Source organism: Mycobacterium sp. NGS40, from assembly GCF_059812735.1.
The window spans coordinates 330,134-343,474 of record NZ_JCALDG010000002.1 but is presented as its reverse complement, the minus strand read 5'-3'; the positions used below and the strand labels follow the sequence as shown (position 1 = coordinate 343,474).

The 13,341-nt window shown below is 65.2% G+C and carries 9 protein-coding genes and 1 tRNA gene; 4 read left to right on the top strand and 6 right to left on the bottom strand.

All coding sequences use genetic code 11. The features are described 5' to 3' along the window. Nucleotides 1-23: 23 nt before the first annotated feature. Nucleotides 24-96: transfer RNA gene (locus AC5Y5O_RS05055), tRNA-Asn, on the top strand. 195 nt (nt 97-291) lie between these two features. After that, complete coding sequence (locus tag AC5Y5O_RS05050; RefSeq protein WP_341477099.1) at nt 292-588, top strand: DUF3349 domain-containing protein; 297 nt, start codon at nt 292-294, stop codon at nt 586-588. 8 nt (nt 589-596) lie between these two features. Here the strand turns inward: AC5Y5O_RS05050 and AC5Y5O_RS05045 are convergent, their stop codons facing one another. The 5 genes from AC5Y5O_RS05045 to AC5Y5O_RS05025 form a co-directional block, all read right to left on the bottom strand. Then, entirely contained in the window at nt 597-2,243 is a 1,647-nt protein-coding gene (locus AC5Y5O_RS05045) for an NAD-dependent malic enzyme (RefSeq protein WP_096289079.1), read from the bottom strand. Nucleotides 2,244-2,329: 86 nt separating this feature from the next. Further along, a complete protein-coding gene (gene cysE / locus AC5Y5O_RS05040) occupies nt 2,330-3,016 on the bottom strand; it encodes a serine O-acetyltransferase (protein ID WP_096289077.1) in 687 nt (228 codons plus the stop codon). A 2-nt stretch (nt 3,017-3,018) separates the two neighbouring features. After that, nucleotides 3,019-3,951, bottom strand: coding sequence for a cysteine synthase A (gene cysK / locus AC5Y5O_RS05035; protein ID WP_096289075.1), 933 nt, complete (start codon nt 3,949-3,951; stop codon nt 3,019-3,021). A gap of 486 nt (nt 3,952-4,437) precedes the next feature. Continuing rightward, nucleotides 4,438-4,704 (bottom strand): hypothetical protein, encoded by a 267-nt coding sequence (locus AC5Y5O_RS05030; protein WP_096289073.1) that lies wholly within the window; start codon nt 4,702-4,704, stop codon nt 4,438-4,440. Between the two features lie 101 nt (nt 4,705-4,805). Further along, the gene (locus AC5Y5O_RS05025; protein WP_500024137.1) at nt 4,806-9,002 is read right to left on the bottom strand and encodes a bifunctional nitrate reductase/sulfite reductase flavoprotein subunit alpha; all 4,197 of its coding nucleotides are present in this window, start codon (nt 9,000-9,002) and stop codon (nt 4,806-4,808) included. Nucleotides 9,003-9,323: 321 nt separating this feature from the next. Between AC5Y5O_RS05025 and AC5Y5O_RS05020 the strand changes: the two genes are divergently transcribed. Continuing rightward, nucleotides 9,324-9,812, top strand: a complete 489-nt coding sequence (locus AC5Y5O_RS05020; RefSeq protein WP_423790910.1) for an LppP/LprE family lipoprotein — start codon at nt 9,324-9,326, stop codon at nt 9,810-9,812. A gap of 78 nt (nt 9,813-9,890) precedes the next feature. Then, nucleotides 9,891-11,372, top strand: coding sequence for a nitrate/nitrite transporter (locus AC5Y5O_RS05015; RefSeq protein WP_103175414.1), 1,482 nt, complete (start codon nt 9,891-9,893; stop codon nt 11,370-11,372). Between the two features lie 9 nt (nt 11,373-11,381). Here the strand turns inward: AC5Y5O_RS05015 and AC5Y5O_RS05010 are convergent, their stop codons facing one another. After that, on the bottom strand, nt 11,382-13,328 hold the full coding sequence (locus AC5Y5O_RS05010; RefSeq protein ID WP_500024038.1) for an acyl-CoA dehydrogenase family protein: 1,947 nt from the start codon (nt 13,326-13,328) through the stop codon (nt 11,382-11,384). Nucleotides 13,329-13,341: the final 13 nt, after the last annotated feature.

Sequence of the window (13,341 nt, the reverse complement as noted above, 5' to 3'; positions counted from 1 at the left end):
AGATTCCGCGCGGGCCAGGTTAATCCCCTGTAGCTCAATTGGCAGAGCATTCGGCTGTTAACCGAAGGGTTGGTGGTTCGAGTCCACCCGGGGGAGCGGGCAACGGCGCATCTCCAGTCCAGCGTGCTCGGGAGCGCCAGCAACAGGGGGCTCGACATCCATGGTTAGAAATTTGACCTGTGTACAGAGCATGGTGCGTTTACGTCACCGTCAGTTAAATAGCGATGCGTACGGTTGGCCCGTCTCACTCGTGTGTGTCCGCACATGACGGCAGGAGGGTGGTGTCGGGCGGTGCCGTTGACCGGATTGGTAACCACATTCGACGCTGTCATTCGCGCCGGCTACCCGCACGGCGTGCCGTACGCCGACTACGTCCCGCTGTTGGCGCTGCTGCGGCGGCGCATGCCCGACAACGCGGTGGCCGCGGTGGCGACCCACGTCGCGGCCCGCGGTGAGCTCAACATCGATGCCTGCGACATCCAGGCGGCGATCACCCGCGTCGCGGCAGAACTGCCCTGCGCGGCCGATCTCGAACGCGTCCAGGGCCGGCTCGCGGCGATCGTCGGATTGACCCAACAGCCCGCGTAGTCACCCGCCTAGTCGTAGCTGGGACGCCACATTGTGTCGAGCGCGACTTGGCGGGGGTCGTCATGTGTTCGGGTGGCGACCCCGTCGGCGACGGCGGCGTGATAGACGGCCTCGGCGACCGCAGACGAGATGGCGCACAAGTTCTGCACATCCGGCAGCAGTGAGTCCCCGATTTTCGCTGGGCTAGCCTGTCCCGCAATGGCTTTCGCGGCCGCATGCAACATGGCCGGGGTCAGCCGCCGTGCTCCGGCCACGATGATGCCCAGCCCGAGCCCGGGGAACACCAGCACGTTGTTGGCCTGGCCGATGGTGTAGGTGACGCCGTTGTATTCGGTTGGGGCGACCGGGGTTCCGGTTGCCACCAGCGCCCGGCCATTCGACCACGCCAGCACGTCGGCCGGCATGGCTTCCATCCGTGAGGTCGGGTTGGACAGCGGGAAGATCATCGGGCGTTCGCAGGACGCTGTCATCGCCTGCACGACCTCGCGGGTGAATGCGCCGAAAACGGTTGAGCATCCCAGCAGCAGCGTGGGGGAGGCCAATTTGATGGCCTCGATCAGACCGATTCGTTCGTCGGGCGCCACGCCCAACTGTTGACGATTCTTGGCGTAGGGCACCTGGAAATCGCGCAGGTCGTCCATGTCGTCGAAAAGCAAGCCCTGCTTGTCGATCGCCCAAATCGCAGACGTGGCCTGCTCGATACTGGCGCCGTCGTCGACCATCGCGTCGCGGATCTGATCCGCGACACCGATTCCGGCGGTTCCGGCGCCGAACACGATCGTCTTCTGCTTTCGCAGCGGCACCCCGGTGACATGCGCTCCGCCGTGCGCGGCGGCCACCACCACGGCGCCGGTACCCTGCACGTCATCGTTGAACACGCAGTAGTCGTCGCCGTAGGTCCGCAGGATCTTGCGCGCGTTGATCGGCCCGAAGTCCTCGAAATGCAGGATGGCGTTGGGGAACAACCGGTTGGCGGTTTCGATGTAGCGCTTGATGAAGTCGTCGTATTCACCGCCTTGGCGCCGCGCGTGGCGATTGCCCAGATAGTACGGATCCTGCAGAAGCTGTTCGTTATTCGTGCCGACATCGAGTGACACCGCGATACAGCGGCGTGGATCGATACCGCCGCCGGCGGTGTAGAGCGCTAACTTGCCTACCGCGATTTGAATGCCGCCGACGCCCCAGTCGCCGATGCCCAGGATGGCTTCGGCGTCGGTGCACACGATCAGGTCTACGTCGTCGGCTCCCAAGCCGAACGTTTGGAACGCGTCGGCGATCTCGTCGGGTTCGTCGATGCTCAGAAACAGGCCGCGCTGACCGCGGTATTCGTCGGAGAAGCGTTGAATGGCCTCGCCGACCGTGGGTGTGTAGACCACCGGCATCAGCTCGGGTAGGTGATCTTCGAGCACCTTGTAGTACAGCAACTCGTGACGGTAGTGCAGCTGCTCGAGCAGCAGATTACGCCCGAGATCCGTTGACATGCTTTGCAATTGGTGCCACACCCGGTCGGCTTGCTGTTCCAGAGTGAGCACCGCCGACGGAAGCCGCCCGGTCAGCCCGAGCCGCCGCCGCTCTTCGTGCGTGAAGCCGACGCCACGGTTGAGGCTGGGCGAGGACATCGCTATTGGAATCCGCGGCACGTGGCCGTCGCTCATCGGAAGCCTCCGTTGTCGAGTCGGTACGTCAGTCACGGTAGCGCTGATCGCGGTAAACGGATCTTGAAGAGCAACTGAAGGCCGCGTCAGATGGAGAAGTCCTCACCGTGCCACACCCCGGCTTCGGGGGGCCTGATCATCCGGCCGTTCTCGGTGTCGTCCCCACTCGCGGCCTCGAGCCGGGCCACCCGGGTGAGCAGGGACTGCAGGCTGACCCCGACCAGATCGGGCATCAGTGCGTCGTCCTCGTGGCCGCGGGCCAGGCGGGTGACGACCTGACCGGGAACGCCGACGACGACGGAGCTGGTCGGTACCTCTTTGACGACGACGGCATTGGCGCCGATCCGGCTGTCGTCACCGATTTTGATCGGGCCCAGGACCTTGGCACCGGCCCCAATGATCACGCGGTCACCGATCGTGGGATGGCGTTTGCCGAGATCCGCGCCCGTGCCGCCGAGGGTGACGCCGTGATAGATCGTGACGTCGTCTCCGACCTCCGCGGTTTCCCCGATCACGATGCCGGTGGCGTGGTCGATGAACAGCCCCGAGCCCAGAATCGCGCCCGGGTGGATCTCGACCCCGGTCAAGATGCGGGTGAGTTCCGCCAGTGCGCGCGCGGCCAGCCGAGCGCCACGGTTCCATAGTTGGTGGCTGATCCGATGACCCCAGATCGCGTGCACGCCGGGATAGGCGAAGATGACCTGCAGCGTGGTGGGCCTGGCCGGATCTCGCTCCTTGGCCGCCCGGATGTCGCGCCGCATGGTTTCGAACATGACTAGTCCGCCACATCCGCGAAAAGCGGCGTACTCAAATATCGTTCGCCGAAGGACGGCAACACGACGACGATCAGCTTGCCGGCGTTCTCCGGTCGGCGGGCCACTTGCAGAGCGGCGGCGACGGCCGCACCCGACGAGATGCCGACCAGTAGGCCCTCCTCGCGGGCCAGCCGTCTTGCCAGGTTAATCGAGTCGTCATTGCCGACGGTGATGATCTCGTCGACCAGATCCAGGTCGAGCACCGGGGGAATGAACCCGGCGCCGATGCCCTGAATAGGGTGCGGGCCCTTCTGACCGCCAGACAGCACCGGCGACGCGGCCGGTTCGACGGCGACGAATTGCACCGAGGGCTTGCGCTCCTTGATGACCTGCGCGACTCCCGTGATGGTGCCGCCGGTGCCGACGCCCGCGACGAAAAAGTCGATCTTGCCTTCGGTGTCGTTCCACACCTCTTCGGCGGTGGTCTTGCGGTGGATCGCGGGGTTGGCCGGGTTCTCGAACTGCTGTGGGATGAAGTACCGCTGGTCGGTTTTGGCCAGTTCCTCGGCCTTGGCAATGGCGCCCGGCATGCCCTCGGCACCTGGGGTCAGGATGATTTCTGCGCCATAGGCGCGCAACACCTTGCGCCGCTCGACACTCATCGTCTCGGGCATTGTCAGCACCAGCTTGTAGCCGCGCGCCGCGGCCACCATGGCGAGGGCGATCCCGGTGTTTCCGCTCGTCGGCTCGAGGATGATGGTGTCCGGCCTGATCAGACCGGCTTCCTCGGCCGCGTCGATCAGGGACACCCCGATGCGATCCTTGACGCTGCCCGCCGGATTGAACGATTCCAACTTGGCGACGACGTCGGCGCGCGCGCCGTCGGCGACCCGGTTCAGCCGGACCAGCGGTGTATGTCCGACGAGCTGCGTGATGTCCTCGGCGATGCTCATGACACTTCCTCCACGATATCGATGTAAGATCCGTCAGCCGGGCTGGTGATGTCGGATATGCTGCACATCAACGGGATTGGCACTTGGAATAGTCCTATGAGTCCGGATACGGCGGTTGCCTGGTTGGGGTTCATCGGTGATCGCAAAAGGCCTTTTCGTGCTGTGATTTCTAATGAGCAAGAATGCGCCAAGAAATCAACGACAGCAGCAACAACAACAGTCCACAGCTGGGCGGCGCGTGAGGACAAGGCGCGGCTGTATGGCCTGATGCATAGGCACCACTATAGGGCACGGCGCATAGCCCCAGTTCAGGTCGCTGGCGTCGGGCTCCTTGTTGAAGGTTAGTGAAGCTTCGCGCCTACGGTATCGGCGTGCGGGCAGTACCTACGACCGATGAAATATTAACGGCGACAAGCGATCTGACCGATCAAGGGGGGCGGGAGCGGTCGCGGAGGCGACTGGCTTCGGCGAAGGCCGGCCCGCGTGCTACCCGGCGTGGCGCCGATCGTCGCTCAGCCACTCACGCGGGTGACTCGCGCCGGAGTCGAGCAAGCCGTTTTCGGTGGCGGCCTCAGCGTCGTTTGCGTCGGTGCCGTTTCTGAGCGCGCACCAACGCTTCCGCAACAGGTGCTGCGCGTAGACCTTGTCGCGCTGGGCGTAGGAGAACGCGAAATCCAGGTTGATCGGCAGTCCCGCCCACGCAACTTCACCCGTCGGTAATTCCTGGTCACCGAGGTGTTCGTCAGTCGCCATGCGGGCACCCCTTCATCGAGTACGCACCTGTTGTTGAGCACATGGTGCGACAGCGATGTTTCGGCCACGCTTGTCCGGCGTTTCCGCCGTATTACGAAGTCCTAGTAGACGTCGCGGTGGTAGCGCTTGTCCGCGCTGAGCGACTGGACGTAGTCCTTTGCCTCGTCCAGGTCGAGGTTGCCATGCTCGGCCGCGATGTCGCACAGCGCGCGGTCGACGTCTTTGGCCATCGGGTCGGCACTGCCGCAGACATACAGTTGGGCGCCGTCCTGCAGCCAGCTCCACAGCTCGGCCCCACGCTTGCGCATCAGGTGCTGGACGTAGACCTTCTCTTGCTGGTCCCGGGAGAACGCCAGGTCCAGCTCGGTGAGGAGCCCGTCGGCGTGCATCTTCTCGATCTCGTCGCGGTAGTAGTAGTCGGTCTCGGCGTGTTGTTCGCCGAAGAACAGCCAGTTGGGCCCGGTGTGGCCGAGGGCGCGGCGCTCCTGCAGGAAGCCGCGGAACGGCGCGATGCCGGTTCCGGGGCCGATCATGATCATCGGCGTCTCTGACTCACTCGGCGGCCGGAAATTGCTCGACGGCTGTAGGTAGACAGCCACGCGATCACCGGGGGAGCGGTCGGCAAGGTAGGTCGAACACACCCCGCGGCGGGGGACGCCCTGGAAGTTGTAGCGCACCGGAGAGACGGTCAGGTGAGCTTCGCCCGGGCATTCCTTAGGGCTCGACGAGATCGAGTACAGCCGCGGTTGCAGGCGTTTGAGGACGCGCAGCCACTCATGGGCCGACGCGTAGACCGGCAGCTGGGCCAGCAGGTCGATGGACTGGCGCCCCCACGTCCAATTGCTCAGGGCGGCTTTGTTTTCCGGTCGCAACAGTTCCGCGAGTTTCGGGTCACCGGTGCGCTCCTGCACGAACCGCACCAGGTCCCGGCTGATGTGGGCGATCTCGATTCGCTCGGTAAGCGCGGAACGCAGCGACATCAGGCCGTGCTCGCCGACCTCGACCGGCGTCTGCCCGTTCAGTCCGGTGACCGACAGCCATTCGTCGACCAGCTGGTCGTTGTTGCGCGGCCACACCCCGAGCGCGTCGCCCGCTTCATAGCTAGCGGCCTCGTCGGAAACGTCGAAGACGATCTGGCGCACGTCTTTTGCGGAGTTCGGCCCGCTGAGGGTGATGTTGCTGATCATGTCGGTGACCAGCGGGCGCTTCTTGTTGTAGGCGGGCGCCTGGGGGCGGGCCGCCGGACGGGGCGCGGACGTGGCGGGGGCCGGCGCCGGGGCGCCGACGCGGGTGGGGGTGCGCCGCAGCGCCTCGATCACTGCGCTCATCCACCCGGCGGCGGCCTCCTCGTAGTCGGGTTCGCAGTCGACGCGGTCGACGATCCGGGTCGCGCCCAGCTCCGCCAGCCGCTCGTCGAGCTTGCGCCCGTAACCGCAGAAGTCGTCGTAGTTGGAGTCGCCCAGGGCCAACACGGCGTAGCGGGTGCCGGGCAGCCGCGGTGCGCTGTCGCCGGTTAGCGCGCGCCACAGTGCGGCACCGTTGTCGGGGGCGTCGCCGTCGCCGGTGGTGCTGGTGATCACCAGCAGTTCCCGCGTGGTGGCCAGATCGGCCACCGGGAAGTCGTCCATGCTGTGCGAGGCGACCTGCAGCGACGCCTCCGCGAGCTGGGCGACGCAGTCGGCGGCGAGTTCTTCGGCATTGCCGGTCTGCGACGCCCACAACACCACAACCGGAGCCTGCTTCGGTTCTGCCGCAGTTACCGGGGCGCCGGGCGGGCCGGCCGGTTCCTGTGCGGCGGGGGAGACCGGGGTGAAAGCCGGCATCGACGGCGGTGCCTCGGTACGAGCGAACATCCCCGCGAGCAGACCGTCCACCCATAGCCGGGTGTTGGCGTCGAGTGGGGCGTTGAGCGGCAGGGTGGGGACCCCGGCCGTGCGGCGGCCGGCCTCCGAGCGCAGTCCGGCCAGCACCCCGGCCAGATAGGTGCGGCCCAGCGGACCCAGCTGGGGAGCGGGTTCGTTTGCGACACCGAGGATTTCCGCGAGGGCGTCCACCTGTGACACGCTGATTTCCATAACTTCCGTGGGAGCGGGCTCTGCTGTGCCGGTGGCCAACGAAGGCTCGGGCTCTGCGTCGGATTCGGCTGTGCCGGCAGCGATCTTGGTGACGGTAATCGCGCACGCCTTGAACTCGGGCTGGAAAGACACCGGGTCCACGGCGTCGTTGGTGACCGCGTTGATCGACAAGTATTCGCCGAACGCGTCGTTCCAATGGAAGGGCGCGAAGCAGTTGCCCGGCCGCACCCGGTCGGTGACCACGGCAGGAAGCACGGCTCGCCCACGGCGCGAGGCGATTTCGACCTGGTCGCCATCGGCGATCTCGAGCCGCGCGGCGTCGTCCGGGTGGATTTCGACGAACGGTCCCGAGTTGAGTTTGTTGAGCTTGGCCACCTTGCCGGTCTTGGTCATCGTGTGCCATTGGTGGGGGAGACGACCGGTGTTGAGCAGGAACGGGTAGTCGTCATCCGGCATCTCGTCGGGCGACAGGTGCGGCCGGGCGAAGAACATCGCCCGGCCGTTCGCGGTGGGGAAAGCCAACCGTGGCACGGTGCCGTCCTCGCGCACCAGCTGATTCTGGCTGACGCCGTCGTTGCGGTAGCGGATCGGGTTGCGGTCATCGGCGCCATCGGGCGGGCACGGCCACTGCAGCGGAGTCTGCCGCAGCCGGTCATAGCTCGCACCGCGCAGGTCGTAGCCCGTCTTGGGATTCCAGAACCGCTTGATCTCCTCGAACACGTCCTCGGCGGAGTCGTAGCTGAAGGAATCCGAAAAGCCCATCTCGCAAGCGATTCGGGCGATGATCTGCCAGTCCGGCATCGCCTGTCCGGGCGCTTGCACGGCCGGCTGGAACAGCGTCAGGTTGCGCTCGGAGTTGATCATCACGCCCTCGGACTCCGTCCACAGGGCGGCGGGCAGCAACACGTCGGCGTAGCCGTTGGTCTCGGTCTCGAGGAAGGCGTCCTGCGCGATCACCAGCTCGGCGTTCTCCAGGCCGGCCAGCACGGTCTTCCGATTGGCAACGCTGGCAACGGGATTGGTGCAGATGATCCAGCAGGCTTTGATCTCGCCGTTGGCCATGCGGGAGAACATGTCGACGGTGCCGGTACCGACCTCGGTGCGCAGCGTTCCGCGGGGGATGCCCCACTGGTCCTCGACAAAGTCGCGATCGGCCGCAGAAGTCACCACGCGCTGGCCCGGCAGACCCGGCCCCATGTAACCCATTTCGCGGCCGCCCATCGCATTGGGTTGCCCGGTGAGCGAGAACGGGCCGCTGCCCGGCTTGCAGATCGCCCCGGTCGCCAAGTGCAGGTTGCAGATCGCATTGGTGTTCCAGGTGCCGTGGGTGCTCTGATTGAGCCCCATCGTCCAGCAGGTTACGAAGTTCTCGGCTTCGCCGATCCAGCGGGCCGCGGTCCGGATGTCGTCGGCGGGGATGCCGGTGGTCTTGCTGACCCGCTCCGGCGTGAAGTGTTCGAGGAAACTCGGCATCTCGTCCCAGCCCTCGGTGAACTCGGCGATGAATTCCGGGTCGGTGTAGCCGTTTTCGACGATCAGGTGCAGCAGTCCGTTGAGCAGAGCGAGGTCTGCGCCAGACGAGATCTGCAGGAAGAGGTCGGCCTTTTCCGCGGTCGCGGTGCGGCGCGGGTCGACGACGATAAGCTTGGCGCCGGCCTTGACCCGATCCATCATCCGCAGGAACAGAATCGGATGGCAGTCGGCCATATTGGCGCCGATGACGAAGAAGACGTCGGCCTTCTCGAAATCCTGATAGGACCCGGGCGGCCCGTCCGCGCCCAGCGACAGCTTGTAGCCGGACCCCGCGCTGGCCATGCACAGTCGCGAGTTCGACTCGATCTGGTTGGTGCCGATGAACCCCTTGGTCAACTTGTTCGCGAGGTATTGCGCCTCCAGCGACATCTGGCCGGACACGTACAGGGCGAAGGCATCCGGGCCGTGCTCGTCGATAATGGCCCGCAGCTGCGTGGCGGACCGGGTGATCGCGGCGTCGATGTCGATCCGCGCCGGGGATTCGCCACGGTCGGCGCACCAATACGCCGAATCCATCCGGCCCGATGCCGCCAGCATGTCCGCGGTCGTTGTGCCTTTGGTGCACAGGCGGCCGAAGTTGGCCGGGTGGCTTTTGTTTCCAACAGATTTCGCAACGTGACGGCGGTCGCTGTCCGGATCGGTTGTGATCTGCAGCACCATGCCGCAGCCCACGCCGCAGTAGGCGCACATGCTGTTCACGGTGTCTTGACCGTGGTCTGCAGCCACGCCTACGACCTCCTTCCGGGCGCGCACGGGTCTATCCGCTAAATCGTGCGACAAGGATGTTTCGGCATCGGGCGTCCGATGTTTCCGCCGTTTTACGGCTTGATCTCACCGGCTCCGGACGCAAATGTGAGATGTCCGGGAAATCCACCGTCAAGCGCGTAGCCGCAGGTCAGCATTGATCCGCGACTGGGGCCAGATTACCCACGGATCCTTCGGAATTTCCCCTCAGAACAGGGGTTCCGACCAAACAAATGGCACATTCACAGTTTTCGCTAAGCTCACAATGTGCGTCGTCACTTTGTGATTTTTCTGGCTTTCTTGGCAGCGTCTTGCGGCGGAAAACCAACGGCACCGCCGGCGTCGTCGCGAGCGGACACGTGCAAGGAGGCCGACGGGCCGAGCGCGGCGACCGTGCGCCAGGCCATCGCCGCCGTTCCGATCGAGGTTGCCGGGTCGAGTTGGGTCGAGATCGCTCGCGGGCACACCAAGAATTGCCGGTTGTACTGGGTGCAGATCATCCCCACCATTGCCAGCGAGTCGACTCCCCAGCAGCTGGTGTTCTTCGACCATGCCCGGCCATTGGGTACGCCGACGCCAAACCCCAAGCCGTACATCACGGTGTTGCCCGGCGGCGACAACGATGCGGTCACGGTTCAGTACCAATGGCAGACCGGGAACGAAGAGCCTTGTTGTCCCAAGGGAATCGGCACCGTTAAGTTCCACATCGGGCCCGACGGCACACTACAAGCACTAGGCAAGATTCCGCACCAATAGGTCTACCGCACATCATGTTCCGACATTCCGCCGCATTGGGTCTTGGTATCGAAGGGATTACGGTGCCCGCACTAGGCGATGCTTCCAGTACTTCTACAGGAATCCACCAGCGATTTCGGGCCCAATTCCCGAGCCAACTTGCTTCGAACGGTCAAGCGAGTGGGTAGCTCACGTCACCTCTCGCATTGGGACGCAGAAGATCTCGAGGCATGGGAGGCGGGCGGCAAGACCATCGCGCGGCGCAACCTGTTCTGGTCCGCGATGACCGTGCACCTCGGTTATGCGATATGGGCGCTCTGGCCGGTTATGGCTCTGTTCATGCCCCGAGACGTGTATGGCTTTTCCGCCGGCGACAAGCTGCTGCTCGGTGTCACCGCCACCCTGGTCGGGGCATGCCTGCGGCCGACGTACGCGGTGGCAACGGCGATCTTCGGTGGCCGCAACCTGGCCATGTTCTCGGCCTTCGTCCTGGTGGTCCCGGTCATCGGGGCGATGGTGCTGCTGGCTCATCCGGGGCTGCCGTTGTGGCCGTACCTGGTGTGCGCGGCCCTGTCCGGCATGGGTGGCGGCAATTTCGCGGCCTCGGCGAGCAACGCCAACTCCTTCTATCCACACCGGCTCAAGGGCGCGGCGCTGGGGCTCGCCGGCGGGATCGGCAATCTCGGCGTGCCGGTGATCCAGATAGTCGGGCTGGTGGTGATCGCCGCCGCGGGCGACCGGCAGCCGTACTGGGTGTGCGGCCTGTACGTGGTCCTGTTGATGGTCGCGGGCATCGGCGCCGCGTTCTTCATGAACAACGTCGCCCAGCACCGGGTGGAGCCCGGCCGGCTGAGATCGATGCTGTCCGCGGTGCTTTCCACGCGCGACACCTGGCTGCTCTCGCTGCTCTATCTCGGCACCTTCGGAACGTTCATCGGGTTCTCGTTCGCGTTCGCCCAGGTACTGCAGACCAGCTTCGTGGCCGGCGGGCAGACTAATTCCCAGGCCGCCCTGCATGCCGCCGAACTGGCCTTCATCGGACCGCTGCTGGCCGCGGTGTCCCGCATCTACGGCGGCCGGCTGGCCGACCGCCTCGGCGGGGGCCGCGTCACCTTCGTGGTGTTTGTCAGCATGGTCGTGGCCGCCGGGCTGCTGATCACGGTCGGCACCATCGAGGATCCGCACGCCGGGCCGGTCAGCCGCTCGGCGATGGCGGGCTATGTCACCTGCTTCATCGCCCTGTTCACTTTGGCCGGGCTGGGCAATGGATCGGTCTACAAGATGATCCCGACCATCTTCGAAACGTGCAGCCGGAACCTGGAGATGGACGAGGCCGACCAGCGACAGTGGTCCCGCGTGATTTCGGGCATCGTCATTGGTGTCGTCGCCGGCGCCGGGTCCTTGGGTGGCGTCGGGATCAACCTCGCGTTGCGCCAGTCCTATGTCAGCACCGGCACGATGACGTCGGCGTTCTGGATCTTCCTGGCCGTCTATGTCGCTGCCGCGGTGCTGACCTGGGGCAGGTACGTGCGGCGCCCGCTGAGCTTGCGCAGCCTTGCCGATGCGGTCGACGCCGGTTGAGCCGCGTGTTCAGTCGGCTTCGGGCAGGTTTTCCGGGTGCAGCATCTCGGCGTAGCGCAACGGCTCCGGGATGCCGAAGCCGTCAACCAGTGTCTCGGCATGCGGGCGCAGGGCCCGGCACCGATCGTTGATGCCGCGGGTCACCGCCTTGGCCCGCCCGGTGGACAGGTAACCGTGCTCGATGTACCAGGCCTTGTCTTCTTCGATCACCGACAGCGCGTACAGGTCGCACACGATCTCCAGTAGCTCACGGGCCGCGTCGTTTTCGCAGGCGTCGATACCTGCGACGAATGCTTCCAACACGATGCGGTCGATGTGTGCACTCGCGGCATGCAGCACGTGATCCTGCACGGCGTTGAACGCGTCGAACTCCGACATCTCCTTGGACTTGCCCTGGAGGCGACGCGCGACCGAAGACAGCAGGTATTCCTCGCGCTCTTCGAACATGTTCACCTGGGTGCCGCGGTTGAACAGGCTGCCCTCTTCTTCGCTGTCCTGGCGAGAGTCGACGAGGGTTTGCATAATCGCTTCGGCCGCAGTACGTTTCAGCACCCGCTCGCCAACGGTGTTGGCCGCGAACCGAACCCAATCGACCGGGCTCATGCTCTTGATGTCGTCGGCGTAGGCGGTCAACAGTTCCTTGGCCACCAGCTGGGTCAGCACGTGGTTGTCACCCTCGAAGGTGGTGAACACGTCGGTGTCGGCCCGCAGGGCGATCAGCCGGTTCTCGGCCATGTAGCCCGCGCCGCCACACGCTTCGCGCGCTTCCTGAATGGCGCGGCTGGCATGCCAGGTGTTGGCCGCCTTCAGGCCGGCCGCACGCGATTCCAGCTCGCGCTGCTCCTCGGCGTCGGGAAAGTCCGACGTCTGCAGGTCGTGGCACTTGGACACCAGCTCGTTCTGGGCGAACTGCAGCGCATACGACTTGGCTATCAACGGGAATAGCCGCCGCTGATGCACCAGATAGTCCATGATCAGGACTTCGCCCTCGTCGGCGGGAGCGCTGAACTGCCTGCGCTGCAACGCATATCGAGTGGCGATGTCGAGCGCGACGCGGGCGGCGTTACCGGCGCTGCCGCCGACGGTGATCCGGCCACGGATCAGCGTGCCGATCATCGTGAAGAACCGGCGGTTCGCGTTGTCGATCGGGGAGCTGTACGTGCCGTCTGGCGCGACGTCGCCATACTTGTTCAACAGATTCACCCGCGGGACGCGGACATGGTCGAACATGATGCGGCCGTTGTCCACACCGGGCAGGCCGCCCTTGTAGTGACAGTCCGACGTCGTCACGCCGGGCAGATCGTTGCCGTCGGCGTCGCGGATCGGTACCAGCACACAGTGCACGCCGTGGTTGACCGGCTCACCGTTCTCGGTGGTGATCAGCTGCGCGAAAACCGCTGCGACCGTTGCTGTCTCGGCGGCCCCGCCGATGTAGTCCTTCCGGGCGGTCGGGGTGGGGGAGTCGATGACGAACTCTTCGGTTTGCGTGTCGTAGGTCGCTGTCGTCTCCAGCGCCTGCACGTCGCTGCCGTGCCCGGTCTCGGTCATCGCGAAGCACCCGCGGAGCTCGAGATTGATGACCTTTTTCACATACGGTTCGTGATGGCGCTCGGTGCCCAAGTTTTCGACGGCCCCACCGAACAGGCCCCACTGCACCCCCGCCTTGACCATCAGGGACAGATCCGACATCGCGAGCATCTCGATCATCGTGATCGCCGCGCCGACGTGGCCGGTGCCGCCGTGTTCCTTGCGGAATCCCTCGTCGGGGATTCCCGCGGCGGCGATGAGCTTCATCTGCTCGAACACCTTGGCGCGGGCCAGGACCGTGTTCGGCGTGTAGTGCGGCCGGAACTGATCCTGGCTCAGCCATTTGCGGGTCTCGTTCTTCGCATCCCGGAAACGTCCGTCCAACGCGTCGCGCAGGTGCTCGGCAGTGTTTGTCGTGTCTGGCGCCATACCCGACGGTAAC

Coding starts and splice junctions, on each gene's coding strand:
- AC5Y5O_RS05025 (WP_500024137.1), bottom strand. CDS start 9,002: ATGTGCGCCTACTGCGGCGTGGGCTGCGGCATGGTGCTGCAGATCACA.
- AC5Y5O_RS05030 (WP_096289073.1), bottom strand. CDS start 4,704: ATGGCGACTGACGAACACCTCGGTGACCAGGAATTACCGACGGGTGAA.
- cysK (WP_096289075.1), bottom strand. CDS start 3,951: ATGAGCATCGCCGAGGACATCACGCAGCTCGTCGGACATACACCGCTG.
- AC5Y5O_RS05015 (WP_103175414.1), top strand. CDS start 9,891: ATGCTTCCAGTACTTCTACAGGAATCCACCAGCGATTTCGGGCCCAAT.
- AC5Y5O_RS05010 (WP_500024038.1), bottom strand. CDS start 13,328: ATGGCGCCAGACACGACAAACACTGCCGAGCACCTGCGCGACGCGTTG.
- cysE (WP_096289077.1), bottom strand. CDS start 3,016: ATGTTCGAAACCATGCGGCGCGACATCCGGGCGGCCAAGGAGCGAGAT.
- AC5Y5O_RS05045 (WP_096289079.1), bottom strand. CDS start 2,243: ATGAGCGACGGCCACGTGCCGCGGATTCCAATAGCGATGTCCTCGCCC.